Raw genomic sequence first — 25,589 nt, forward strand, 5'->3', positions numbered from 1 at the left:
AGATTTGATGAAGATCTCAGTTACTGTTTTGCGTTCGTGCGGGATAATGGATGGGTGACGACCCTGACTGATGCGCCAACCAACACCCCGACCCTCAAGCTGCCTCCATTGCAGCTGGGCAAGCTGACCATTGATACCCCGGTGGTTCTTGCTCCGATGGCTGGGGTGACCAACCGCGCTTTCCGCCGCCTCTGCCGCGAATACGGCGGCGGGCTGTACGTGACCGAAATGGTGACCGCCCGGGCACTGGTGGAACGCAACCCCGAATCCTTGCGCATCATCTCCCACGATCCCGACGAGGAAATCCGCTCCATCCAGATCTACGGCGTGGACCCCGGCACCGTGCGCGCTGCCGTGCGCATGGTGGTTGACGAAAACCTGGCGGACCACGTTGACCTGAACTTCGGCTGCCCAGTTCCAAAGGTCACCCGCAAGGGCGGCGGCTCGGCCCTGCCCTGGAAATCGGATCTCTACACCTCCATCATCGAAGCCGCGACCTCAGAGGCCGCCAAGGGCGATATCCCGCTGACCGTGAAGATGCGCATCGGCATCGACAAGGACCACCTGACCTACCTGGAATCAGCGAAAATTGCCCGGGACCACGGTGCGGCCGCAGTCACCTTGCACGCGCGCACCGCCGGCCAGTACTACGCGGGGCACTCCGACTGGGACGCGATCACCACCCTGCGCGAAGCCATGGATGACATGCCGGTGTTGGGCAACGGCGATATCTTCAGTGCCGAGGACGCCATTGAAATGGTTGAGCAGACCGGTGCCGCCGGCGTCATGGTAGGCCGTGGCTGCCAGGGCCGGCCATGGATTTTCGGCGACCTGCAGGCGGCCTTCGAGGGCCGTGAAGACCGTTTCCGCCCGGGCGTGCGCAAGGTCGCTGACACCGTATACCGCCATGGCGAACTGCTGGCCGAATTCTTCGAGGACGAGGGCAAGGGCATGCGCGATATCCGCAAGCACATTGCCTGGTACTTCAAGGGCTACCCGGTAGGCGGCGAAATCCGCTCGCAGCTGGCCCAGGTGCCATCCCTGGCAGTGCTGCGCGAACTGCTGGACCAGCTGGATCTGGACCTGCCATACCCGGGGGTTGCCGCAGAAGGCACCCGCGGACGTGCGGGCCACCCGAAGAAGACGCACGTCCCCGACGGCTGGCTGGATAACCGCGTGATGAGCGATGCCCACCGCGAAATGATCAAGGCCGCCGAGCTGGATATCTCCGGCGGCTAGCCACCCCGGAATAGCCACGGCTACGCCACTAGTGGATAACTCCTCAATGCCGGCAAAGAGTTACTAGACTAGGAACTATGACTCAGATCCCCGGATATACCGAAGCCGACCAGCAGCGGTGGGTGCCTGAACCAGCGAAGAAGTCCTACCGTACTGCCTTTGAGCGGGACCGTGCCCGCGTGCTGCATTCCTCCGCCTTGCGCCGTTTGAGCGCCAAGACCCAGGTAGTGGCACCGAACCAGAATGACTTCGTGCGCAACCGGCTCACCCACTCATTGGAAGTGGCCCAGGTGGGCCGCGAGCTCGGTGCGGCCCTTGGCTGCGATCCGGATGTCGTCGACACCGCCTGCTTGGCGCACGACCTGGGTCATCCGCCCTTTGGCCACAACGGCGAGAAGGCGCTGGACAAGGCAGCCAAGGACATTGGCGGATTCGAGGGCAATGCCCAGACCTTGCGTTTGCTCACTCGCTTGGAAACCAAGACTTTCCGGCACAACGGGCATTCGGCCGGGTTGAATCTTTCGCGGGCCTCGCTGGATGCAGCGTGCAAGTACCCGTGGCTGAAAACCGATGCGCCAGAGGTCAACGGCAAGAAAACCAGGAAGTTCGGTGTTTACGAGGATGACGCCACCGTCTTCAACTGGTTGCGCAATGTCCCGGAGGCCACCGCCGGAGCGGTCTGCATGGAAGGCCAGGTCATGGACTTGGCTGATGACATTTCCTACTCGGTTCATGACGTGGAAGACGCAATTGTCGGCGGCAAGCTGCAGCTGCGTTGGCTCAAGCAGGATCTGCAGCGCGAGCGTGCGTTGCAGGTGACCAAGGACTGGTACTTGCCGACCACTGGGGAGGCCGACATCGATGCGGCGTTGCGCCGCCTGGAAATCAGCGATGAGTGGGTTTCGCATTTTGACGGCTCACGGCGTTCCATGGCGGCGCTGAAGGACATGACCAGCCAATTCATTGGCCGCTTCGCTGCCGCCGCAATGGATGCCACCCGGGCACGCTTCGGGGAAGGCAAGCTCACCCGCTATAACGCGAACCTGATTGTGCCCGAGGAAACCGAACACGAGATTGCCGTGATGAAGGGCATCGCGGCCAGCTACGTGATGGCTTCGGAAGTGCGCCAGCCGCTCTACCTGGATCAGCGCACGCTGCTGACCGAGCTGGTCGAACTGCTCTTTGAAACGGGCCGGGATAATCTGGAGCCGATCTTCGCAGCTGACTGGGAAGACGCCGCTGATGAAGCGGCCCAGCTGCGTGTGGTGATTGACCAGGTCGCCTCGCTCACTGACGTCTCAGCCACCGAATGGCACTCGTATCTGGTTAAGGGCGAAGCCCCTGACGCAAAGTTGTTCTAGAAGGGAATCATGGCAGGGCTGATCAAGCGTGAAGATATCGACGAGGTGCGTAACCGCACCGACCTCCGTGAGGTCGTCGAATCCTATGTCACGCTCAAATCCGCGGGCATTGGCTCGTTCAAGGGCCTGTGCCCTTTTCACGACGAACGCAGTCCGTCCTTCCATATTCGCCCGCAGCTAGGAACCTTCCACTGCTTTGGCTGTGGCGAGTCCGGCGACGTGATCGCCTTCATCCAGAAAATGGACCACTCGTCGTTCACCGAAACTGTGGAACTTCTGGCTGCCCGGATCAACTACGAGCTTCGCTATGAAGACGGGGGACCGGGACCGCGCCGCGAAGACTACGGCAAGCGCCAGCGCCTGGTCGACGCGCACAAGGTCGCCGAGGAATTCTTCCGCGCGCAGCTGGCTACCGAGGAAGGAGCCGCCGGCCGCGAGTTCCTTGCCGGTCGCGGTTTTGACCAGGAAGTCACAGCCCAATTCTCCGTGGGCTATGCGCCCAAGGGCTGGGATTCGCTGCTCAAGCACCTGCGCTCCAAGGGCTTCGTTGATGATGAGCTGAAGCTGACGGGCATGTTCTCCGAGGGCAACCGCGGAATCTATGACCGATTCCGCGGACGTGTCATGTGGCCGATCCGCGACCTGTCTGGTGCCACCATCGGCTTCGGTGCACGCAAGCTCTACGAGGATGACCAGGGCCCGAAGTATCTGAACACCCCGGAGACCCAGCTCTACAAGAAATCCCAGGTCCTCTATGGCCTGGACCTGGCCAAGAAGCAGATTTCCAAGAGCCGCCAGATCGTTGTGGTGGAAGGCTACACCGACGTGATGGCCTGCCATCTGGCTGGCATCACCACCGCGGTAGCCACCTGCGGTACCGCTTTCGGCACGGACCACATCAAGATTGCCCGTCGCCTGCTGCAGGATGACGGCACCGGTGGCGAAGTCGTCTTCACCTTCGATGGTGACGCCGCAGGCCAGAAGGCCGCGCTGCGCGCCTTCGAAGAAGACCAGCGATTTATTGCCCAGACTTACGTTTGTGTTGAACCAACCGGTGCTGACCCGTGCGACTTGCGTTTGCACCGCGGAGACGAAGCTGTACGCGAGCTCATCGAGCTCAAGCGTCCGCTGTTTGAATTCGCCATTCGTGCCGAATTGAAGAAATTCAATCTGAACACCGTTGAAGGACGTGTCCAGGCCTTGCGCCAGACCGCTCCGATCGTTGCGCAGATCCGCGACTCGGCCATTCGTCCGGCATATGCCCGTGAGCTTGCCGGCTGGCTGGGAATGAATAATGAGGACGTCAACCGCTCGGTGGGCGCCTCCATCAAACGCGCCCGGTTGCCGAAGAACGCAGACCTGCAGGCACCACACCCGCAACCGGGGGAGGCTGAACAGGCAATCCCGGCGGCGGCCTTTGAACGCCCGGATCACCGCGACCCGGTGATGCGCCTTGAACGACAGGCCCTGGAAGTGGTGATCCAGCAGCCGCAGCGGTTGAAGGACGAGCAATGGCAGGCGTTCTACGAGGCTCGCTTCCTGGCCCCGGCGCACTCTGCTGTCCACGATGGCGTCGTTGCCGCGTCCAGCGCAGGCGCGTCGGCGACCTCCTGGGTTGAAGTCATTCGCGACGAAGTCCCCGAGCAGTTGCGCAGCTTCGTTTCAGAACTCGCAGTGACCAGCATTCCGGCATCTGACGAACATAGCCTGAACCGCTACTGCGCCGACATCATCAACGGCTTGATTGAGCTTCAAATCACACACCGCAAGGCTGAGTTGATCGGCCGCTTGCAGCGTGCTGAAATGGCACCCGAAGGCGAAGAATATGCCCAGATCAACCGGGAACTGATGGAACTGGAGATGCGCCGGAGGATCCTTCGCGGAACCTAGGATCCCGATTTTGCATTCGCGGGAATCTTGGGTAAAGTTATATCTCGTTGCAATCCTCCATAGCTCAATTGGCAGAGCATTCGACTGTTAATCGAAGGGTTACTGGTTCAAGTCCAGTTGGAGGAGCTTACAAGAAGGTTCCGGCTCGCATTCGCGAGTCGGAACCTTTTATTTTCGCCTGAAACCGGAATTCTGGCACCTAGCCCTGACTAGCCTCGCCAGGAAAAAGCCGAGTTAGGTAGCAGGGGCCAGTTGCCGGACCAGCGGCGGGTATTTTGCCTAGCGGACTCAGGCAGCCGGGTTCCACAAGCGCCGGGATTCCAGATACCAGAAATACGAGAAAAGGCTGATCTCGAACCATTCGACAATGAATAGGGCCTCCTGGATGCCTGCGGCCAGCAGGATCGGCCAGGCAATCAATCCGATGAGCATCAGCACCAGGATGATTGCGTAGTGCAGCTTCTTGCCTCCGCTGGTGTCCATCGCGCACAGCGGCTTGTGGTCCAGGTGGCTGGCGATGGCGATGCCCATGGAGAAGATCAGCAGGAATGCAGCGCTGGCATGCACGCCGGCGAACTGCTTGCCTTCAACGGTCCGCCACAGCAGCAGCAGGACAAAGCCGACCAGGAGCAGGGTGCTCAGCAAACCGAGCGCTTTGGTCGCGGTGCTGTGGAACAGCGCGCGGTGCGGAGCGCGGCTAGTCCTGATTCCCAGCCAGATGAATACCGAGCTGACGACGAGAACCGCAATAACCGATACCTGCACGGAGAAGATGAGCCGCCTCTGCTCGCCCAGGGGCAGTTGCGCCAGCGTTTCACCCAGCTTGGTGGGAACCAAGGCGACGAACATGGCGTAGAAGCCGGCCAAATTCAGTGCATAGTCCTCCAGCTCGTCTCCGGTGTAAACCACGAGCAGCACTCCGGTAGTCACCAGCATCGCAACGAACAAGTCCCGTGCTGGACCCAGGTAATAGGAACTCAGGGAGTCTTCAATGCGCTGGTTGGCAATGCCATAGATGACGATGGCAACGACAAGGAGCAGGGGCACCGCGAGCAGCATGAGGCGCACATAGCGCAATGTACTGCGGCCCGGGGAGTGTTCAAGGGAAGTGGCCATAAGTGCATTCTGTAATGAATCACCCAGGTTTTGCCAACGGGCCCGCCTAGCGCAGGAAAATTCCCGGGAGAATCGCAGGCATCGGTCCGCGGGCCAGATGCACCTGCTGGAACACCTGAATGGTGCACGTCAATCGCCCGCACTTGGCTTCCGGAAACTGCAGCTGCCTTGGGCAGCTCGGCTGGAGCCGAATCCGGGGCAAGCTAAATTGTCGGTAGGCACTGGCATGATTCTTGAAGAGTCAACAAAGACTCTTTTCGGCCGAAGTCCTCATCCGCTTGGGCTGATATCCGCCTCGGCGCCAGCGTGGCGCCGTCTTCACTCGAAGGAAGCTTTCATGTCTGTACAAAATCCGGTCGATCCGAACATGGTGCCACCGGCACCGCCTGCCAAGAGCTCAGCTGGCAAGGGCCTGGGCATTGCGGCCCTGGTCGTGGCCATCGTTGCATTGGCCCTGTGCTGGGTACCGATCGTCAACAACTTTGCCGCCGTGCTCGGTTTCATTGCTCTGGTACTGGGCATCGTCTCGCTCATTGTCGCTTCCAAGCGCCGTGGCAGCAAGGGCTTGGGCGTTGCATCGAGCATCATCGCCATCGTAGCCATCGTTCTTGTGTTCGCCACCCAGGCAGCCTATGTGAAGGCGATCGACGAGGTCGCCAACGGCATTGCCGACGCTTCCGACGGCGAAGTGGCGGCACCGGCTGAGATCATCGAGCAAGCCGAAGACGAAACACAGGTATTGGCCTTGGGGCAGGCCGCTGCTGTTGGCGAGTATTCGGTCAATGTCAGTGCGGTGAACCTGGATGCCGGCGCACAGATCGCCAAGGCAAATGAGTTCAACCAGGAGGCCGAAGGCCAGTATGTCCTCGTGGACCTTTCTGTTGTCTACAACGGAGAAGAAGAAGGCGACGCATGGCTGGACCTTAATCCAGAGCTGGTGGGCTCGGACGCAAGCATCTACAGCACCAGCAGCGCGACTGCGATCACCGCCAAGCCGGGCATGGACGTTCCTACCTTGGCCAAGGGCGGGAAGGGAAGCTACCAGGTGGTCTTCGACGTGCCGGCCGAGGCCGTGGCAGATGCGAAAATCCGCATGAGCGAAACGCTCTCGTTAACTGACGACTCGGTGCTCTGGGCTGCGAAGTAGCTCGAATTCGCAGAGGTTCCGCTATCCCATCAGGGGTGGCGGAACCTCTTTTCTTTTGCCCTGGCGGCGAGGAAGCCCGCAGCTCGCGGATTGCGACCACAACATGAACACCGGAAATAGGAAGATCGGGAAAATTTTCAAGGAATTCCCCGCGCTGCCGGACCTCGGAAATACGCGAGAACCCGGGGCGATTCGCTCGCTCTCATTTGCTTCTCATGGACGCGCCATAATCCTCTCACCACCGCCTAATGCGCTCCTCACAAGGGTCTTTTAATGTTCAAAGCATGAATCGCCGCATACTTCTCATCCTCATGGTGTTGGCCGTGCCAGCGGGACTGGCCGGCGCCAGCCAGGCACTTGCCGACAAGGCCAATCCGCCCATCCCGCATCAGCAGCCAATCATTGTCCAGCTCTCACCGGCTCCCGAGCCCGCTGCTGCACAAGCGCAAGCTGAGGAGCTGATCGGCAATGGCTGATATCCATGAGCACCAGGGATCAACGGTGTCGGCACGGTTGCGCATTGTCGGGTGGATCGTGCTCACTACTGCACTGGCCCTGCTGGCCGTAACGGTTTCGATGCGTTCGATCATGTCCGGCCAGGTAGCCGAAGCTGCCAACGTGGGCATCGCGCAGGAAATCGAGGAGTTCCGGACCTTCGCCGCCGAGGGACTGGACCCGAAGACAGCTCGCCCGTTTTCCTCGATCGGTGAATTGATGGAACGCTATCTGGCCCGCCAGCAGCCGATGGCCGGCGAAGCGATTCTCGCGCAGGCCAATGGACGGGTGCTCACCGCAGGCACCGCAGCCAACCAGGCCGGGACCTGGCTGGCTGATGACCCCGTGCTCCTGGGCCGTATTCTCGATGACGCGAAGACCTCCGGAATCCTGGAGAGCAACCACGGGACGGTTCGCTGGGCGAAGGCCGAGGCCAAGGATGCCTCCGGAGCCAGCGGGGCGGGGCACCAAGCCCATCTGGTCGTCGCGCACTTCATTGGCGGGGCCCAGGAAGAAGCCAACCGGCAGGCAACCATGCTCTTCGGCGTGGCCGCCGGGGGACTGGCCTTGACCGCGGGGATCGCCTGGTTGGCAGCCGGGCAGATCATGCGTCCCATCCGCACCATGAGCGAAACCGCCGCTTCGATTAGCGCCAATGACCTCTCGGCCCGCGTTCCGGTTGAAGGACGCGACGACTTGGCGCAGCTGGCCAGGACACTGAATGCGATGCTTGACCGGGTTGAAGCTTCGCATCTGGCCCAACGCCACTTCATCGCCGAAGCACGAGAGCACCTGGGAAGCCCGCAACGCAAGATGGCAGCTGCCTTGCAGAAGCTCAACGAGGAAGAGGTGCCCCGGAAGCAACGCGGCAGGATCATCAGCACCGCGCAGGCGCACATTTCACTGATGGGGCAGACGCTTGCCGACCTGGAATTGCTGGCGCAAAGCTCGGACCCGGACTTCATCCAGCGCCGAATGGTGCCCGTCGGCGAAGTCACGGCGGACGTTGCCGCGGCAGCCGCCCGCCCGGGCGCCCACCCGGACCGCCGATTCCGCATAGCCGAGTCTGCCAAGGCCCAGGCGTGGCTTGATCCGCTGCGCGTTGCCCAGGCCATGCACCAACTGATCCAAAATGCCGTCGCGCATACCGAGGATGGAGAAAGCATCCGGATCGGTTCTGCCGCAGCAAAGGGCATGGCCAGCTTCTGGGTTGCCAACGATGGACCGGCGTTGGACCCGGACCAGGCCCGTGCCCTGCTGGAAAACTATCGCAGTGCCCCGGAAGCCGGCCAGCAGGGATCCGGCATGGGCTTGGGCCTGGCCGTGGTGAAAGCGGTCGCGCAAGCCCACGGCGGCACGGCCTGGGTGGAATCCGGAAACGGCAACGGAACAAGTTTCGGATTTTCCCTCCCGCAAGCTGATGCCGGACAAGGCATCCGCTGCGAAGAAGAATTCGCCCAATCCATGGCCAGCAGCCTGGGCGGTGAGTCATGAGCATCAAGCCAACCGCGCCACGCTCGGGATTCCGCTACACCGCCCAGCGCTCCATGGACCAGGCCGCGGAACAGGGCAACGCCGGTGCGGCACGAAACCGGTGGAGCAAGCAGAACGCAGCGCGAATCATCGCCGCACTGGTCTTGCTGGGCTTTCTCGGCTGGTGCGCCTATGGAGCCTTCGGCCCAGATGCGGGGACAGGGCAGGCATTGCCAGGCCAAGGGGCCCTGACCCTGGCGGTCTTCGCCTTGGCCATCTGGCTCTGGGTCTTCTCGCCAGTAGGCGATACCTTTATCGCCTTGGGCGCAGCAGTGGTGCTGGTGCTCATGGGCGTGCTGCCCGAAGCCGACCTGTTCTCCTCGCTGGGAGAAGACACCATTTGGCTCTTGCTGGCCGCCTTCGTGATCGCGGCGGGGATCACCGCCACGGGACTGGCTACCCGCGCCGCAGCATGGATAGCCGCAGGGGCGAACACCCCGCGGCAGCTGATCCACCTGACTACCGGCGTGCTGGTGGCTACCGCATTCGCGGTGCCGTCCACTTCCGGGCGCGCGGCCCTGGCCATTCCGGTCTTCATTGCCCTGGCCAAGGCGTTGGCGGATCGCCGCCGCATCGTCCTGGCCCTGTCCCTGGTTTTCCCCTCGGTTATCCTGCTTTCGGCAGTGGCATCCTATCTGGGCGCCGGAGCGCACCTGATCACCAGCCAGATCCTCGCCACCGCGGGCCATGAAGGATTCTCCTTCGCCGGCTGGCTGGTCTACGGATTGCCGCTGGCTTTCGTTTCCTCCCATCTGTGCGCCGAGCTGGTGCTGTGGATGTTCACCCGCAAGGAGGACCGCGCAGAACCGCTGGCGGTGGGCATCGAGCGGCTGCAGCAGTATTCGCCGGTGCCGCTCTCGGGTCCGCTCACGGTGGGGCAATCCAGGGCAGCGCTGCTGGTCTCGGCTGTGGTGGTGCTCTGGTGCACCGAGCCCCTGCACCAGCTCCATCCCGCCATCGTGGCCCTGCTTGGTTCATTGCTGGTAGCCAGCCCGGGATATGGCTCTGTAGGCCTGGCCAAGGCATTGAAGGCGGTGCCGTGGTCGATGCTCATCTTCATGGCCGCGACCCTCACCCTGGGCACGGCGCTCGCCGGAAGCGGAGCCGCCGAATGGCTGGCCCGCAAGGTGCTTGGCCCCGTCGAGCAGCTCGGCGCTGCCGCACCCTGGGTCTTCACCGTCCTCGTGGTGGTGGTGTCTGCCGCGGCGCATCTGGTCATCCAGTCCCGTTCGGCCCGCTCAGCGGTGCTGATTCCGCTGGTGGTCTCGCTGGCCCCGGGCGTCGGGGTCAACGCGGTAGCCATTGCCCTGGCTTCCACCGCCGCTGCCGGTTTCTGCCACACACTGACCAGCAGCGCGAAGCCGGTGAACCTGTTCTCCGAGATCGAGGGCATCGAAACCTATAAGCCGGCAGATCTGCTGCGCCTGAGCGCGGTGCTCGGACCGCTCATGGTCCTGCTGGTCCTGGTCTTCGCCTTCTGGATCTGGCCGGCCATGGGACTGCCGCTGTTTCTCTGAACCACCTCGTAGCTTCACATCTCATCGCATTCATCCTCACTGAAAAGGACAACGAATCATGGCACACGCACTTCCACAACGCATCCTGGTCGCCCCTTCCGGATTCAAGGAATCCCTCGACGCGGCGGCAGTCGCGGCGGCCATCGGCGCCGGGGTTCGCCGGGCCTTGCCCGGAGCCACGGTCAAGGCAGTGCCCATCGCCGATGGCGGCGAAGGCACCGCAGAAACCTTGGCGTGCGCTACCGGCGGCCACCTGGTGCCAATGGCAGTCACCGGTCCGGTCGGACAGCAAGTCGAGTCCCACTACGCCATGCTCGGTGGCGAAGCGGCCGGAACGGCAGTCGTCGAAATGGCCGCCGCTGCGGGCCTGCGGCTGGTTCCCCGCGACCAGCGGGATCCGGGAACCACCACCAGCTACGGTGTGGGCGAGCTGATCGCGGCCGCCATTGATGCCGGGGCCTCCAAGATCCTCGTGGGCTGCGGCGATTCGGGTACCTCGGATGGCGGCATGGGGGCATTGCAGGCGCTGGGTGCACGAATCCTTGATGCCAACGACCATGAGGTCAAGGCCGGCGGCAACTACCTCGGATCGGTGGACCGGTTGGATCTGTCCGGCCTGCACCCGGCCCTGGCTGCCGGGAATGTCCGGATCACCATGGCGCTGAACCCGCACAATGTGCTGACCGGCCCGCGCGGAGTGGCCCGCGTTTTCGGTCCGCAGAAGGGGGCAACTCCGGAACAGGTCGAAATCATGTCAGCAGGTTTCGAACGCTGGGCCTCGATCCTGCGGCGCGATGCGCTGGAGTCCTCGCGCTCCACGGATTTCGCTTTGGCCCCGGGGACGGGTGCTTCGGGCGGGCTGGGCGCTGGCTTGGCGGCGGTGGGGGCGGTGCTCTTGCCTCGCTTCGAGGCGATCCTGGACTCGGGCTTGGCCGGCATCGATCTGGACTCGATGCTGCGCGGAGCGGATCTGGTCATCACCGCAGAAGGCGCCATCGACTTCCAGACGCCCAAGGGCAAGGTGCCGGCGGAGGTAGCGCGGCGCGCGGCGCTGCATGGGGTGCCGGTAGTGGCCCTGGCAGGAACTCTGGGCCGCGGCTGCCGAGACGTGCACGATATCGGAATTGACGCCATTGCCTCGATCATGCCGATCCCGATGACGCTGCAAGAAGCAGTGGATGACGGGGAACGGCTGCTGATCGAAGCGGCCGAACGCTTCATGCGCACCATCATTCTGGGTGCATCAATGGCAGCAGCCCGGCTCAGCCCGCGCGAGGCTTGGTAGCAGCCAGCGGTCTCGCCCTGAATAGGAACAGGCGTGCTGTCTTGCTAGAGCACGTAGGAGGCGATGAGCTGAGAGAGGGCCCGGACATCAACTTTGCCCTTGAACTCCAGACGAACTTTGCCCAACCCGCTGAACCACAGGTCCAGCTCCGCATCCAGATCGAAGGTTCCAGCTGTTTCAACGGAGAACGACTGGACTTTCGAATACGGTAACGAGGTGTAATCCCGCTTTTTGCCGGTCATGCCTTGCACATTGACGGCGATGAGTCTCTTGTTGCTGAAGACCACGTAGTCGCGTGCACCCTTGAAAGCGCTTAGTAGCTCTTCGCCAGTGACCATCATGGGTACGATCTCCGGTGCGACTTGTGAAAGGTCCCATGGGCCCAATTTGAAGACAGAGGAATTATTGAAATCAATCATGTAAAGAGTGTACGAAGGATGAGGGACAAATAGGCGACGACTGATTTCCCGAATCATGGCTGAGAGCCCAACTTGTCGGTACTTTCAGGTACGGTGAAATAATCAAATCTTCAACCAACAATGGGGTCAGCGTAAATGCAACTTCGATCAAAAGTAGACTTCAGCACTGCGGTAGAAGATGTAAGGGACTATTTCGGGACCATGGGAAACGGTCGGCCCAAGTATTCTGGATCGCGCTTTGAAACTCTTGGTGAAGGTGTCGATACTGATCCACATCGAATCACTGCGACCGACTTGGTGGCGGTATCGATGCTCTCCGTTGACGTGCCAGCGCAGGCTTCCTTGGGAATCCTCGAAACGCTAGCCGAGCAAATCAGCGAATTGCTGTCCCAGATTCCGCAGGACTTGAAGTTCGAGAATTTGACGCCAGAATTATTCGAGAAATATCTCGATGAGGGATCGCCTGCGGATAAATTGTGGTCGCTTCTACGGCAACATGAAGACCCTTGGAAGGTTGGCCAAACCACGGCAAGCAAGATCATGGCTCGCAAGCGGCCGGACTTGATTCCGGTTTACGATTCGGTTGTCGAAGCAGTTGCCGGGATCAAAGGCAGTGGAGAACAATGGATCGTTTGGTACTCCGCCTTCCACGACGGTTCTTCCGAGGCCGCGGAATTTGTAGACAAGCTCAGAGCGATCAGGGCTGAGGCCGGCCAACCTCATTTGTCGTTATTACGAATTTTGGATATTGCATTATGGAAGCAAGGAAAGCGCGAAATAAGGCATTTGTAGATCGCGCCTAGGGCTTGGCCCTGAATAGGAACAGGCGTGCTGCCTTGGCCGTTGACAACGGCGTTCACGGCGGCACGCCTGTTTTTCGCGTATTCCCTAGAGCTCGATAGCTGCTACGGCCTGAACCGCGCGGGCAGCCTCGGCGCCCTTCTTGAGGAAATGCTCGAAGTAGAAGCCCTGGTGCTCGTCGTTCGAGTGGAAGTGGTGCGGGGTCAGGCTGACCGAGAAAGTAGGTACATCGGTATCCAGCTGGACCCGCATCAAGCCGTCCACTACCGCCTGGGCAACGAAGTCGTGGCGGTAGATGCCGCCGTCAACCACGAGGGCTGCGGCTACCACTGCATCGTACTTGCCGGTCTTCGCCAGGCGCTGGGCCTGCAACGGCATTTCGTAGGCGCCGGGTACGCTGACGACATTGATGGTGTATTCCTGCCCGGAAGAATCCATCTCGGCCTTGAAGCCGGCCATGGCCTGGTCGACGATATCCGCATGCCAGCTGGCCTTGATGAAGGCGACGTTCAATGGCTTGCTCATGAGTTGCTCCCTGATTCTGCGTGCAAATGTCTAAGTCTTTTGATCTACCCTAGTGGCGTGGGTCTCAATGGAATAAATGGGGAAGGGATCCGCGTAACGAATGAGCCGGTTCAGCGCCAGCCCATCAGCGGGGCCACGTGCTTGAGCACTGATTCGATGACGTGGGCGTTGTAGTCCACGCCCAACTGGTTTGGAACGGTGAGAAGGAGCGTATCCGCCGCGGCGATGGCTTCGTCTTCGGCCAGCTTCTTGGCCAGTTCATCTGGTTCCCCGGCATAGGACTTGCCGAAGACCGCACGGGTCTTCTCATCGATGTTGCCGATCTGGTCCGAGCTGTAGCGGTCACGGCCGAAGTACTGCCAGTCGCGCTCATCGGTCAGTGCGAAGATGCTGCGGCTCACCGAGACGCGCGGTTCGCGTGAGTGGCCGGCTTCCTTCCAGGCGTCGCGGTAGAGCTGGATCTGCTCGGCCTGCTGGACATGGAAGGGCTTGCCCGATTCATCGTCCTTGAGCGTGGAGCTCTGCAGGTTCATGCCCAGCTTCGCGGCCCACACTGCAGTGGCATTGGATCCGGAACCCCACCAGATGCGTTCGCGCAAGGTGTCCGAATGCGGCTCGATGCGCAGCAGGCCCGGGGGATTGGGGAACATCGGGTTCGGGCTAGGCTCGGCGAAGCCTTCCCCGGAAAGCACCTCGAGCAGGCGCTCGGTATGCCGGCGGCCCATATCGGCATCCGATTCGCCCTCGCGCGGCTCGAAGCCGAAGTGGCGCCAGCCGTCAATGACCTGCTCGGGCGAACCACGGCTGATGCCCAGCTGCAGGCGGCGATTGGAAATCAGGTCGGCGGAGCCTGCATCCTCAGCCATGTACAGCGGGTTCTCGTAGCGCATGTCGATGACGCCGGTACCGATCTCGATGCGGCTGGTTCGCGCGCCGATGGCAGCCAGCAGCGGGAACGGGGAGGCGTATTGCTGGGCGAAGTGGTGCACGCGGAAATAGGCGCCGTCCGCGCCGAGTTCCTCGGCGGCGACCGCCAGATCGATGGCCTGCAGCAGGGCGTCGGAGGCAGTGCGGGTGCCTGATTGCGGGTGGTCGGTCCAGTGGCCGAAGGACAAAAAGCCAATGTTCTTCATGCTTGAGGCAACAAGTAATCTCGGGAGGATATTCCGCCGCCAGGGACCTCAGGCAATCAATGCGACAGGATGGGGCTTTCGGGCCGGTTCGACTCTTTGGTCTCGTCCAGTGCGGACCAGATCGCGTCAAGGGAGAGGCCGAGTACGGCCGCGACGGCGGCGATGGTGGAAAAAGCGGGAGTGGCGACGCGGCCGGTTTCGATTTTCCGCAGGGTTTCGGGGGAGAGGCCGGCTTGGATCGCGACGTCGAGGATTGTTCGTTCGCCGCGTGCCTGCCGAAGCAGCGCGCCGAGGTTCTTGCCCTGTTCGATTTCCCGGGCGGTAAGCGGCAGTCTAACCATAATGAGACCATTATACCGGTATTAAAATACCGGTATAGTAATTGGAATGATTGAGATTCTCACAGCCAGCGAAGTAGAGCGCGCCCGCGAGACCGGACGCCTTGTCGGAAACATCCTCAATACGCTCAAGCACCGCGTGCAGGTCGGCACCAATCTCTTGGAAATCGACGCCTGGACCAAGGAAATGATCGAGGAGGCCGGCGCGGTCTCCTGCTACGTCGACTACGCCCCGTCCTTCGGCAGCGGCCCCTTCGGCCATTACATCTGCACGGGAGTCAACGATGCGGTGCTCCATGGACTGCCTCGCGACTACCAGCTGGCCGATGGCGACTTGCTCACCCTGGATCTGGCCGTCACCTTGAAAGGCATCGCCTCCGACGCGGCGATCAGCTTCATTGTCGGCACGGCTGCGCGTGCAGAAGACCTGAAGATGATCGAGACCACGCAACGCGCCCTGGCTGCCGCCATCGCCGAGGCGCGTCCCGGAGCCAAGATCGGCGACCTGTCCTTCGCCATCGGATCGGTGCTGACCGCCGAAGGGTACAAGGTCAATATGGAATTCGGCGGCCACGGCATCGGCAGCACCATGCATCAGGATCCTCACGTTTCCAACGACGGCCGCCGCGGACGCGGGTACACGCTGCGTCCCGGTCTTCTGCTGGCCATCGAACCGTGGGTCATGGCCGATACCAGCAAGCTGGTGACCGACCGTGATGGCTGGACCCTGCGCAGTGCCACCGGCTGCCGCACCGCGCACACCGAGCACACCATTGCCATCACGGAAACTGGCGCGGAGATTCTCACCCTGCCCACCGACCTCTCGGCATAGGCAGAGGCCGCATGGCGGCGATCAGGCGTTCGGGCTTTCCCCGGTCCCGGCACCGCGGCGGCGGAGCACCGGTTCGGCCGTGCCGGTGCCGCAGCCCGAGGAGGCGCTGCCGCAGGCCGGGGAAGCAACGGAGGTGCAGCACGATCCGCTGCACCCGTTGGCCCCGGCGTTGCCCGCATCCTCCGGCTGGCGCGAAGCGTGGCCGGCGGCTTCGCGCAGCGTCCTGGCCAGCTGCGCCGGGTCCTGGCCTTCTTGGCCCAGCACCACGAAACCCGCGTCGGCAATCATCGCCAGGTCGGCTTTCGCGTCCTGGCCTTCGCTGGTCAGGTAGTCGCCGAGGAACAGCGAATTGGCCACTTCCAGGGCGTTGGCCTGCAAGGAACGCAGGTGCATTTCGCGTCCGCCGGCCATCCGGATCTCCTTGTCCGGGCAGGCTAATCGCACTACGGCCAGGATCCGCAGGCACGCGCGCGGGGTCAGGTTCCAGGTGCCTTCCAGCGGGGTGCCGTCGAAAGGCATCAAGAAGTTCACCGGAATGGAATCGGCCTCCAGCGCGCGCAAGGCGAAGATCGCCTCGACCAGTTGCTCAGGAGTTTCGCCCAGTCCAACGATGAGCCCCGAGCAGGGGGAGAGGCCGGCGGACCTGGACTGCTGGACGGTGGAGACGCGCTCGGCGAAGCTGTGGGTGCTGCAGATTTCCGGGTAGAGGGACTCGGCCGTATTCAGGTTGTGGTTGTAGGCGTCGGCGCCGGCCTCCTTGAGCCGCTGGGCCTGCCCCTGCTTCAGGATGCCGATGCAGGCGCAGACCTCGACCTGCGGATGCTCTTCCTTCAATGCGCCGATCATGTCCGCGACGCGTTGCACATCGCGGTCCGTGGGTCCCTTGCCGGAGGCGACCATGCAGACCCGCGAGGCGCCGCCGGCGATGCCCAAACCTGCCTGGCGCACCGCTTCGCCGGGCTTGAGCCAGGTGTATTTCAGGATTTCGGCCTTGGAGCCCAGACGCTGGGAACAGTAGGTGCAGTCCTCGGGGCATAAGCCGGACTTCAGGTTGACCAGGTAGTTGACCTTCACGGTGTTGCCGAAATGCTTGCGCCGCAGCACCCCGGCCGCACTGACCAGTGCCGACGTCTGAGCGTCGCTGGTGGCCAGCAGCCCGAGGGCCTCTGCTGCGGTGAGCTGGTGGCCAGCGGAGATGCGTGCGGCCAGCTCGGTGAAATCTGCGGTGTTGGTGCGCTGCGCGGGGATGCTCATGGGTTCCTTCGCCTGGTTGGATGGCTGCCTGCCAAGGTGCAGCCATTCTTGAACGGTGTTCAATTGCTGGCACCAATGTACACGAAAAGCCCCCGACTTGAACAATGTTCAAGTCGGGGGCTTGCGCTGCTTCCCGTGGCAGTTGCAGACGGCGCGCGTCCCGTGCCGCGCGCCCGCTGCTCAGCTGGAGGTCTTGCTCCGGTAGATCCGCGTGGCCAGCGCCCAAGCCAGGATCAAGATGCCTGCCAGCCAGGCCAGGGCGATCCAGAGCTCGGAACCCACGGGTTCTTGCGACAGCAGGGCGCGCAGCGAATCGACGATAGCAGTGATCGGCTGGTGCTCGGCGAACCAGGCCACCGGCCCGGGCATTGACTCGGTGGGAACGAACGCCGAGGAAATGAAGGGCAGGAAGATCAGCGGGTAACTGAAGGCGCTGGCGCCATCCACCGATTTCGCGCTCAAGCCGGCAAGCACCGCTGCCCAGGTCAGGCTCAGGGGCACCAGGCACAGCAGCGCGAGCACGGCGATCCACGCTGCCATGGAGGCGGAGGAGCGGAAGCCCATGGCCAGGGCGACCCCCAGTACCAGCGCCAGGGACAGGAGGTTCGCCGCCAACGAGGTCGCCACATGGCTCCAGAGCACGCTGGAGCGGGAGATCGGCATGGAGCGCAGGCGCTGCACCAGCCCATCGCGCAGGTCCAGAAACAGCCGGTAGGAGGTGTAGGCGACCCCGGAGGCGATGGTGATGACCAGGATCCCGGGCAGCAAGTAGTTGATGTACGGCCCGGTGGCGCTGGTGCCGATGGCCCCGCCGAAGACGTAGGTGAACAGCAGCATCATGGCCACCGGGGTGATGGCCGTGGTGATGATGGTGTCGGGGCTGCGCACAACGTGGCGCATCGAGCGCCCGGTGAGTATTCGGGTTTCCTGCAGTGCCGCGATGCTCATGGCTTGCTCCCTTCGGTTCGCTGGTGGTGGCCGATCAGTTCCAGGAATATCTCCTCCAGGCTTGGCCGCTTGGCCACCAGCTCGGTGGTGGCCGGCGGCAGCAGGGCCTGGAGTTCGGCCAGCGTGCCCTGGTGGATGATGGTGCCCTCGTGGAGGATGGCGATTTGATCGGCCAGGTGCTCTGCTTCATCCAGGTACTGGGTGGTGAGCAGGATCGTGGTGCCGGATTCGGCCAAGTCGCGGATCACCTGCCAGGTTTCGCGGCGCGATTGGGGATCCAGTCCGGTGGTCGGCTCGTCGAGCAGGAGCACTGGCGGGTTGCCGGCCAGTCCCATGGCGATATCAAGGCGCCTGCGCATCCCGCCGGAGTAGGTTCCTGCGGGCCGGTCCGCTGCATCGCAGAGGTTGAAGCGCTCCAGCAAGCCGCTGGCGATGGCCCGCGGATTCTCCAAGCGGAGCAGCCGCGCGATCAGCAGCAAGTTTTCGCGCCCGGTCAGTACCTCGTCCACTGCGGCGAATTGCCCGGTCAGGCCCAGCGACCGGCGGACCTGGACCGGGTTCTCGCGCACTGCAGCTCCGCAGACCCGGGCGGTCCCCGCATCGGCGGGAAGGAGGGTGGCCAGGATCCGCACCAGCGTCGTCTTGCCGGCGCCATTGGAACCGAGCAAGGCGAAGATGCTGCCAGGCTGCACGGTGAAGTCCAGTCCGCGCAGCACGGGCAGCTTCTTGAATGACTTGACCAATCCGGTGACCTCGATGGCCGGTTCCGGGGCCAATGCGGTATTCACGTCATTGCTCCTTCGATTCGTTCTCTGCTTCGGAAATGGTGTCGGCCAGGCGGCTGCGTTCCTTGTCGGTCCAGCGCTTGCCCCCGTAGGCCTGGGCGAAGTCATCGGCGAATTCCGCCGGGTCCTGGCCAAGCAGTTCGCGCAGCGCGGTGCCGTTGGCGGCTGCTCCTTCGAAGAGGTCGGCCAGGTCCGAATACATGGAGATCATCGTTTCGGCATCGGTGACCCCGCTCTGGTTCAGCAGGTAGCGCTGCACTCCTGCAGCGGCCTTGGCATAGGGCTGGGGCAGGGCCTTGAGGCGTGCCATGCTCTGCTTGTACTGCTTCTTCTGCTCCAGTGAGCCGGTGAAAGCTTCAATCCATTTGGCGACCATGATCAGTGCCCTTTCTGCGGGGTGCTCGGGTGGGGGAGGTTGTTGATGCGGGAGACGAGCAGGTTCCAGGTGGTCCAGAAGTCGTCGAGCTGCTGCTTGCCGCTGGGGTTGAGGGTGAAGACCTTGCGGGGAGGCCCTTTTTCGGACGGGACTTTCTCCACCGAAACGAGGCCTTTCTGCTCGATGCGCACCAGCAGCGCGTAGATCGTTCCCTCGGCCAGATCGGTGAAGCCGCGTTCGCGCAGTTCCGTGGTGATCTCGTATCCGTAGGCCGGGCATTCGGCCAGGATCGCCAGGACGATCCCTTCCAAGGTGCCTTTGAGCATCTCGGTCATCTGTGTGGCCATACTGCACCCCTCTCTACTTAGTGTCATTGAGTACGAGTAGATAGTAGAACTAAGTAGCGGTATTTAGCAATACTTAGTACCAAGATTTTCCAGATATTTTTCGTGGCTTTGGAGAACCGCCATTTGACCAGTGGCAAGATGGCGCAACCGGAAATCCGGTATGCTCCTGGAAGCTGAGCCGGTACTGGATCTATGGGGATGAGGCGCCATGAAGGATGCGAGATGGCATTGGGAGATGGTCCATGCCGAGCGTGCGCGGTTGGCAGGATTGCTGGGCAGCTTGGCTCCGGAGCAGTGGAACGCCCCATCGCTATGCGCGAACTGGCAGATCCGCGATGTGGCGGCGCACCTGGCGGCCGCCGGATCCACTTCGACCGCCCGCTGGCTGGTGAATATGGCTCGTTCCGGATTCAATGCCGACCGGCACAACGAGCGGCTGCTGCGCCCGCAGCTCGGGAACGGCGCCCGGCAAACGCTGGATAATTTCAATCGTTCTGCCAGCAAGTCCATTGCCCCGCTGAACTCGGTGACCGGTTTGCTGGGCGAAGTGGTAGTGCACGGTCAGGACATCGTCCAGGCGCTCGATCTGATCCTGCGGCCTGAACCCACGGCACTGCGAGCGGTGGCAGGATTCTTCGCCTCCAAGGACTTCGCAGTCAATAGCAGCACCCTGGTTAAGGGGTTGCGGATGTCGGCGGTGGACGACGCTTTCAGTTGCGGGAACGGTCCCGAGGTGCGTGGCGAAATGCTGGATCTGGTCCTGGCGATGGCCGGAAGGGAACAGGTCCTCCCGCGGCTTCAGGGCGCAGGGGTCGGCGAGCTGGCACGCAGGATCACGGCACAGCCGCGGAAATAGCAAGCATCGCGCCGCACGATGACTGTACGGCGCGATGCTGGGGAAGCTGGCAAATCAGCCAGCGGGAATGAGAGCGGTGGCCAGCGGGTTCTCCAGATCGCCTGCGTAGACCAGGCCTCCGGACTGGTCGGCGAGATCCAGCATCTGCTGGTTGTTGCGCAACTGCAGGCGGTTCAAGCACGACAGCGGGAAGTTCTGCGCAAAAAGTCCCAGCTGATCAAAGCGTTCAGCGAACTGCGGGTGCTGCCCGCGATAATCCAGCAGCCGTTGAACTACGGTCTTCCAGAAATCTGCTTCGGAAAGCAGTTCTTCGGCATCCAGCAGCGGCGCGAGGAAGCGGAAGAACGAATCAAAGACATCCGTGAAGACCGACAAAACCGGATCTCCACCGGTGCGTACCCGGCGAATCTCCTCCGGGAGTTCCACCCGGTCCGAGAGCACGGCAATCTCTTCGCCCAGATCCTTGAGCAGGACCTTCTTCACAGCACCGTTCTCAAGCACCATGATCACGTTTTCGCCATGCGGCATGAACACCAAATCATAGGCAGCCAGGCAATGCACCAGCGGAATGAGGTAGGCATCGAGGTAACGGCTTAGCCAGTCGGCCGGTGCTAGCCCGCTGCGGCGAATGAGGGCGCCGGCAAAGGACCTGCCGGACGCATCGACATGCAATAGGCTGGCCATCGTAGCCAACTTTTCTTCCGGGCCCAGCAGGCTGATCGGGGACTCCCGCCACAGCGCAGCCAGCATCTTCCGCTGCGGATCGCTCTTGCCGGTGGCTGCTTCGAACTGCGGGTTGCGGTAGCCTACGGCCGCAATTTCACGCAGCAGGGCGACCGGCTGGATCGAGAGCACCGGGTCCTTTGCGAACAACTCGCCCAACCACTGGTTGATCGCGGGAGTCACCTTCATGTACTCGGCACTGAGCCCGCGCATGAACCCCATATTCAAGATCGACATTGCCGTCTTGACGTAGTGTCGTTCCGGGTTGGACAGGTTGAAGAAGGTGCGGATCGACTGCTGCGCCTGGTACTCGTCAACGCTGGTGCCCAGCCAGATCAATTGCTTGCGCGCAATATCATTGGCGAACGTGATCGACAGGCGGTTCTCCCATTGCCAAGGGTGCACCGGAATGAAGATGTAGTCCCCGGCTGCATAGCCGGTGCCGGACAAGGAGGCCTCCAGGGCCGCATCCAAGCGCTGGCGCTCGGCTGGATCCAGCTCGGCGGCCAGCAGCCCTTCGTAATCCAGCGAATCCACGGCGTCGAATTGTGCTCGGGACTTGTGGGCGGCAGCCCAGCCAAGGTGCAGGGCGGAACCGGTTTCGGGGGCGTACCTCAGGTAGTCGGTGCGCCCGATGCCCATTCTTCCGTTGTTGGCTATGAAGCACGGGTGGCCCTCGGTCATGGAAGATTCGATGAGCTGGAAGGACTGAGCGGCTGTGCCGTCGAACCGCGCCAGCTGTGCTGAATTATGGGTTGCATGAACCAGCTTGTAGCAGTGGCTGGCCAGTGTGGATGAGAGCTCTTCAAGGTAGGTGGGCAACTGCACCGGGGAAAGCGTGAGTTCCTGGCAGAAGTGGGTGATGAACTCAATGGCGTCCACCTCTGCCTGCTGCCAGCTGCCGTCAACGAAGTGGTGGTGTTCCACGGACTGCGGTGAGACCAACCAGTGGTTCAGCTGGTACCGCTGGGCGCTGAAGCTGTAGCGGTGGGCATCCTTCTGGACTGAGTAGCGGTTTTCTCCATGGCCGGCAGGCTCCAGGAGGCGCTCATGCGAAAATTCGCCCAGGGCCTTGGCCAAGACATGGCGGTTGGCGATGTCCCAACGTGCAGGGGAGAGGAATGAGGATTCCAAGCCGCGGCCGGTAGCGGTTTCGAAGTCCTGGCGAGTGCAGATGGACAGCAGTGCCTGCTTGATTGAGCCGTCTGCTTCGGAGAGCTCCACTGGACGTACCGGGCGGAAGCCAACTCGGGCATTCAGGGCATGGATGGCTTTGTTGCGCAGGTCAGGTTCCACGATGATTCGTTCGGTTCCGGGCAGGGCGAAAGCCTGGACCATGGCCGAGGAGAGAGCTTCGAGGGTGAACCCAGGCTGCGGCTCGGTGGCTGCCGGAGCCAGGAAGTGCAGTCCACGGTCGCCGCGGACGCAGTTGTACGCATCGGCCAGGGGCGATGCTGCGGGGTCGTAGAGCTCGACAAGGAATTTCTCGTCTCCTGATGCGTCGATGCCGAAGAGGACTTCGTAGCCTGGGGTGCCAAGCAATGTGCGGTATTCTGCTTCGATTTCCTTTTCGGTTGCGTTGGCCATGCACCAGAAGGAGGCATGCGCGGTGGCAATCCACGAATGCAGCAGCGCAGTATCCCCGGGCAACGTCACGGAACGGAAAGTGTAGTTGGTCATCGGAAGTTCCTTAGGCTCGTGCGCTGGCAGTGGCGGAAGTGGGCAAGCCGCTGAGTTCGGCGGCGCCGAATCGCTGGAAAGCGATCCGTCGCTCGACCGGGTAGACCTCGCGTCCAGCCAAGCGGTTGATAATTACTGAATTGCGGTAGGCTCCCATGCCCAGATCCGGAGCGGTGAAGCCGTGGGTGTGCAGTTCAGCGTTCTGCACGAAGATGTCCTGGTCCAACCCGATGGAATATTCGCGATCTACATTGAAGCGGCCATCGGGAAGGTAATCGATGCGTTGGCTGATGCCTTGCAAGAAGTCCGGAGTGCCTGCGCGGTAGCCGGTTGCCATGACTAGGTGGTCGGCGAGGAATTCCAGGTCTTCTCCGGTGCGTTCATGGCGCAAGCTGATGGCCAGGTGATCCGTGTCAGCGCCGATGCTCGTGGCCGCGCAGCCGGTACGCAGGTGCACATTCGCTGCGCCATTGACGCTTCGCTGGTAGAGCTCCTCGTGGATTTCGTTGATCAAGTCCGCGTTGATCCCCTTGTAGAGCCCCTTTTGCTCTGCTGACAGGACATCCCGCTGATCCATGGGCAGGGCATGGAAGTGGTCGATGTATTCCGGAGATGTCATCTCCAAAGTGAGCTTGGTGTATTCCAGCGGGAAGTAGCGTTCTGAACGCGTTGCCCACACCAGATGATCCTCTTCTGGCAAGCTGCGCAGAAGATCCAAGAAGATTTCTGCGGCGCTCTGGCCGCTGCCGAGCACAGCAGTTACTTTCGGGCCGGAACCTGCGGTCCGGGAGGATAGGAGTTTCTCGCGGTGGAAGGCGTAGTCGCTTGAGTGCACCAAGTTGCCGGTGGCTTGTGCTTCCGTGGTGAGAACCGGCGGCAGATAAGGCTGGGATCCGGTGCCCAGCACCAACTTGTCTGCGGTGAAGCGGGTCAGTCCTGCGGCAGTGAGCACCGACAACCGGTAGACCCCGTCGTGGTATTCGGCTTCGAGCACCCGGTGCCCGAATCGTACGCTTTGAATATTTTCTGCGGCCCACGCCAGGTAGTTGGAATACTCCTCGCGCAGCGCGTAGAAGTCTTCGCGGATATAGAACGGGTAAAGCCGCTGTTTTTCCTTGAGATAGTTCAAGAACGAATGCTTGCTGGTCGGGTCCGCCATGGTCACCAGATCTGCCATGAAGGGAACCTGGAGATGGGTTCCGGGAAGCATCATGCCAGGGTGCCAGACGAACTTCTCTCCTGCTTCCAGAACTGCAACGTGCAGATCATCCAATCCATCGGCCAAGGCGGCAAAACCCAGATTGAAAGGGCCAGCGCCAATAGCGATGACGTCAAAGTGCTCGGTAGGTTCAATCATTTCTTCTCTCCAAGGGTGCGTTCGGCCAGCAGTCCGGAACCAATCCGGCAGATAGCGTCGAGGATCTCGCTGATATCGGCCAGGGTCGTATTCGGGTTGAGCAGCGTCAGTTTCAGCAGGCGTTTGCCTTTGACCGTGGTGGCGGCGATCATCGCTTCGCCGCTGGCATAGAGGCGTTGGCGGATCTGGTTGGCCAGGGCATTGTGCTCGTCCAGTTCCAGTGGGTGCTGTGGATCTTCAAAGGAGAAGACCAGCGTGCTCAGCTGCACGTCGGCTGCCATCCGTAGCTGGGCGCGCATGGCAACTTCCTGTTGAGCGTCCTCTGCCAAGGCGATGACCTGGTCGAACATGGCACCCAAACGGCTGGCCCCCAAAGAGCGCAACGTGACCCACAGCTTCAGCGCATCGAAGCGCCGTGTGGTCTGCAGGGACTTCGAGACCTGGTTGGGGGTGGACTCGGCCTCCGCACGCGGGTTCAGGTACTCGGCATAGTGGGCGATGGATTCCATGGAGGCCGCCGAGCGGACCACCAAGGCGCTGGAGCCGATGGGCTGGAAGAAGGACTTGTGGTAATCCACGGTGACCGAGTCGGCCAATTCAATGCCGTCCAGCCGGTGGCGGTGGGAGTTGGAGACGAGCAGGCCGCAACCGTATGCGGCATCCACATGGAACCACGCGCCTACTTCTGTGGCGATAGCACGCAGCTGGGGCAACGGATCGATGGCCCCGAAGTCGGTATTCCCGCTGGTGGCGGAGATGGCCATGGGCACCAAACCGGCGGCGAGGTCTGCGTCCAGGCGCACGCGCAATGCATGCGCATCCATGCGGTGCTGGGCGTCTGTAGGGATCGCCACGGCCGCGTCGTAGCCCAGGCCAAGGAGCATCGCGGCGTTGCGAATCGAGAAGTGCGCATCTTCCGAGCAATAGATCCGCAGATTAGCCAGCCGTTCAGGCAAGGTGCCCCGCAGCTTTGCGGTTGCGGTGTTTCGTGCGATCAGCATGGCCTGAAGGTTGGATTGAGTTCCGCCAGAGGTAAAGATTCCGTCGGCCTGCCCGGTCCCGAAGCCGATCAGATCGGCGGTGAAATCGATGAGTTTGCGCTCGATCAGTGTTGCTCCAGCGCTCTGGTCAAAAGTGTCCATCGAGGTGTTGATGCTAGTGACGAAGTTCTCGGCGACCACCGCAGGGATCACGACGGGGCAGTTCAAGTGCGCCGCGTACTTCGGGTCGTGGAAGTAGACCGCGTCGTTGAAATACAACTCATTCAGCTCGGCGAACGAGTCCTGGGTTGAACCCAACGGACTATGCAGGTCGACCAGGTCGATGCGTTCCTGCAACTGCTGCGGAGTCGGTCCGGTCGTCGGCGCGTTCACCGATGCCAATCGGTGGGCCACGCGTGAAATGGCTTCACGCGACTCGTTTTCGTAGACACGGGCGGTGTCTGCGCAGAGCAACGAATCATCGTAGATCGGCAGTGGTAGATCAGGCATTTGCAGGGTAGGCAGTGAGGCACCCAAAAGCATGCTCCTCAGATAGAGACAATCAATAGTTGGTCAGGCTCACCTAACAAGAATCTATTAACAACACACTTCAATTAGTTAATGCAAGCCGAGTAATTCACTCTCTCCGCCA

24 protein-coding genes and 1 tRNA gene are annotated in these 25,589 nt (G+C 61.9%); 12 read left to right on the forward strand and 13 right to left on the reverse strand.

Annotated features, from left to right (window positions below):
* Positions 1-54 precede the first annotated feature (54 nt).
* The 4 genes from dusB to ACWICV_RS12205 all read left to right on the forward strand — a co-directional run bounded on the left by dusB (position 55) and on the right by ACWICV_RS12205 (position 4,616).
* Positions 55-1,239: a tRNA dihydrouridine synthase DusB gene (dusB, locus tag ACWICV_RS12190; RefSeq protein ID WP_105657211.1), complete on the forward strand. Its 1,185-nt coding sequence runs from the start codon at positions 55-57 to the stop codon at positions 1,237-1,239.
* Between the two features lie 77 nt (positions 1,240-1,316).
* Positions 1,317-2,600: a deoxyguanosinetriphosphate triphosphohydrolase gene (locus ACWICV_RS12195; RefSeq protein ID WP_332498739.1), complete on the forward strand. Its 1,284-nt coding sequence runs from the start codon at positions 1,317-1,319 to the stop codon at positions 2,598-2,600.
* 9 nt (positions 2,601-2,609) lie between these two features.
* Entirely contained in the window at positions 2,610-4,490 is a 1,881-nt protein-coding gene (dnaG, locus tag ACWICV_RS12200) for a DNA primase (RefSeq protein ID WP_105657213.1), read from the forward strand.
* Positions 4,491-4,543: 53 nt separating this feature from the next.
* Positions 4,544-4,616, forward strand: a tRNA-Asn gene (locus ACWICV_RS12205).
* A 162-nt stretch (positions 4,617-4,778) separates the two neighbouring features.
* Here the strand turns inward: ACWICV_RS12205 and ACWICV_RS12210 are convergent.
* Positions 4,779-5,606, reverse strand: a complete 828-nt coding sequence (locus ACWICV_RS12210) for a hypothetical protein (protein ID WP_105657214.1) — start codon at positions 5,604-5,606, stop codon at positions 4,779-4,781.
* A gap of 337 nt (positions 5,607-5,943) precedes the next feature.
* Here ACWICV_RS12210 and ACWICV_RS12215 point away from each other — a divergent pair, with 337 nt between their 5' ends.
* The 5 genes from ACWICV_RS12215 to ACWICV_RS12235 all read left to right on the forward strand — a co-directional run bounded on the left by ACWICV_RS12215 (position 5,944) and on the right by ACWICV_RS12235 (position 11,583).
* Complete coding sequence (locus ACWICV_RS12215; RefSeq protein WP_454091077.1) at positions 5,944-6,753, forward strand: DUF4352 domain-containing protein; 810 nt, start codon at positions 5,944-5,946, stop codon at positions 6,751-6,753.
* A gap of 284 nt (positions 6,754-7,037) precedes the next feature.
* Complete coding sequence (locus ACWICV_RS12220; protein WP_332499411.1) at positions 7,038-7,229, forward strand: hypothetical protein; 192 nt, start codon at positions 7,038-7,040, stop codon at positions 7,227-7,229.
* Complete coding sequence (locus ACWICV_RS12225; RefSeq protein ID WP_332486669.1) at positions 7,222-8,742, forward strand: ATP-binding protein; 1,521 nt, start codon at positions 7,222-7,224, stop codon at positions 8,740-8,742. Before ACWICV_RS12220 ends, ACWICV_RS12225 begins: the two co-directional genes overlap by 8 nt.
* The gene (locus tag ACWICV_RS12230; RefSeq protein ID WP_454091078.1) at positions 8,739-10,298 is read left to right on the forward strand and encodes an SLC13 family permease; all 1,560 of its coding nucleotides are present in this window, start codon (positions 8,739-8,741) and stop codon (positions 10,296-10,298) included. Before ACWICV_RS12225 ends, ACWICV_RS12230 begins: the two co-directional genes overlap by 4 nt.
* A 58-nt stretch (positions 10,299-10,356) precedes the next feature.
* On the forward strand, positions 10,357-11,583 hold the full coding sequence (locus ACWICV_RS12235) for a glycerate kinase family protein (RefSeq protein ID WP_454091079.1): 1,227 nt from the start codon (positions 10,357-10,359) through the stop codon (positions 11,581-11,583).
* Between the two features lie 44 nt (positions 11,584-11,627).
* On the opposite strand, the gene ACWICV_RS12240 is transcribed toward ACWICV_RS12235, so the two are convergent.
* On the reverse strand, positions 11,628-12,002 hold the full coding sequence (locus tag ACWICV_RS12240; protein ID WP_013348303.1) for a PH domain-containing protein: 375 nt from the start codon (positions 12,000-12,002) through the stop codon (positions 11,628-11,630).
* A gap of 135 nt (positions 12,003-12,137) precedes the next feature.
* On the opposite strand from ACWICV_RS12240, the gene ACWICV_RS12245 reads away from it, so the two are divergent.
* Positions 12,138-12,794, forward strand: a complete 657-nt coding sequence (locus tag ACWICV_RS12245) for a DUF6308 family protein (protein WP_454091080.1) — start codon at positions 12,138-12,140, stop codon at positions 12,792-12,794.
* Positions 12,795-12,890: 96 nt separating this feature from the next.
* Here ACWICV_RS12245 and ACWICV_RS12250 read toward each other — a convergent pair whose 3' ends face one another.
* From ACWICV_RS12250 to ACWICV_RS12260, 3 genes are all read right to left on the reverse strand, one after another.
* The gene (locus ACWICV_RS12250) at positions 12,891-13,328 is read right to left on the reverse strand and encodes a 6,7-dimethyl-8-ribityllumazine synthase (RefSeq protein ID WP_454091081.1); all 438 of its coding nucleotides are present in this window, start codon (positions 13,326-13,328) and stop codon (positions 12,891-12,893) included.
* 110 nt (positions 13,329-13,438) lie between these two features.
* On the reverse strand, positions 13,439-14,461 hold the full coding sequence (locus ACWICV_RS12255; RefSeq protein WP_105657221.1) for an LLM class flavin-dependent oxidoreductase: 1,023 nt from the start codon (positions 14,459-14,461) through the stop codon (positions 13,439-13,441).
* A 56-nt stretch (positions 14,462-14,517) separates the two neighbouring features.
* The gene (locus ACWICV_RS12260) at positions 14,518-14,802 is read right to left on the reverse strand and encodes a helix-turn-helix domain-containing protein (RefSeq protein WP_332731018.1); all 285 of its coding nucleotides are present in this window, start codon (positions 14,800-14,802) and stop codon (positions 14,518-14,520) included.
* Positions 14,803-14,848: 46 nt separating this feature from the next.
* On the opposite strand from ACWICV_RS12260, the gene map reads away from it, so the two are divergent.
* Positions 14,849-15,631 carry a type I methionyl aminopeptidase gene (map, locus tag ACWICV_RS12265; protein WP_332594826.1) on the forward strand — a complete coding sequence of 261 codons (783 nt, stop codon included), beginning with the start codon at positions 14,849-14,851 and terminating at the stop codon, positions 15,629-15,631.
* Between the two features lie 21 nt (positions 15,632-15,652).
* Here the strand turns inward: map and bioB are convergent, their stop codons facing one another.
* The 5 genes from bioB to ACWICV_RS12290 form a co-directional block, all read right to left on the reverse strand.
* Complete coding sequence (bioB, locus tag ACWICV_RS12270; protein WP_454091082.1) at positions 15,653-16,885, reverse strand: biotin synthase BioB; 1,233 nt, start codon at positions 16,883-16,885, stop codon at positions 15,653-15,655.
* A gap of 180 nt (positions 16,886-17,065) precedes the next feature.
* Positions 17,066-17,833, reverse strand: a complete 768-nt coding sequence (locus ACWICV_RS12275; RefSeq protein ID WP_454091083.1) for an ABC transporter permease — start codon at positions 17,831-17,833, stop codon at positions 17,066-17,068.
* Complete coding sequence (locus ACWICV_RS12280; RefSeq protein ID WP_454091084.1) at positions 17,830-18,621, reverse strand: ABC transporter ATP-binding protein; 792 nt, start codon at positions 18,619-18,621, stop codon at positions 17,830-17,832. Before ACWICV_RS12280 ends, ACWICV_RS12275 begins: the two co-directional genes overlap by 4 nt.
* A gap of 1 nt (position 18,622) precedes the next feature.
* Entirely contained in the window at positions 18,623-18,994 is a 372-nt protein-coding gene (locus tag ACWICV_RS12285; protein ID WP_454091085.1) for a DUF1048 domain-containing protein, read from the reverse strand.
* A 2-nt stretch (positions 18,995-18,996) separates the two neighbouring features.
* Entirely contained in the window at positions 18,997-19,341 is a 345-nt protein-coding gene (locus ACWICV_RS12290) for a PadR family transcriptional regulator (RefSeq protein WP_454091086.1), read from the reverse strand.
* 208 nt (positions 19,342-19,549) lie between these two features.
* Between ACWICV_RS12290 and ACWICV_RS12295 the strand changes: the two genes are divergently transcribed.
* Positions 19,550-20,197, forward strand: coding sequence for a maleylpyruvate isomerase family mycothiol-dependent enzyme (locus ACWICV_RS12295; protein WP_454091087.1), 648 nt, complete (start codon positions 19,550-19,552; stop codon positions 20,195-20,197).
* 54 nt (positions 20,198-20,251) lie between these two features.
* Here ACWICV_RS12295 and ACWICV_RS12300 read toward each other — a convergent pair whose 3' ends face one another.
* The 3 genes from ACWICV_RS12300 to ACWICV_RS12310 are packed head-to-tail and all read right to left on the reverse strand — an operon-like array spanning position 20,252 to position 25,447.
* Positions 20,252-22,600, reverse strand: a complete 2,349-nt coding sequence (locus tag ACWICV_RS12300; RefSeq protein WP_454091088.1) for a GNAT family N-acetyltransferase — start codon at positions 22,598-22,600, stop codon at positions 20,252-20,254.
* 10 nt (positions 22,601-22,610) lie between these two features.
* Complete coding sequence (locus ACWICV_RS12305; RefSeq protein WP_454091089.1) at positions 22,611-23,957, reverse strand: lysine N(6)-hydroxylase/L-ornithine N(5)-oxygenase family protein; 1,347 nt, start codon at positions 23,955-23,957, stop codon at positions 22,611-22,613.
* On the reverse strand, positions 23,954-25,447 hold the full coding sequence (locus ACWICV_RS12310; protein ID WP_454091090.1) for a pyridoxal phosphate-dependent decarboxylase family protein: 1,494 nt from the start codon (positions 25,445-25,447) through the stop codon (positions 23,954-23,956). The genes ACWICV_RS12305 and ACWICV_RS12310 overlap by 4 nt, the downstream gene beginning before the upstream one ends.
* Positions 25,448-25,589: the final 142 nt, after the last annotated feature.

The sequence above is a fragment of the Glutamicibacter sp. NPDC055354 genome (assembly GCF_053644955.1).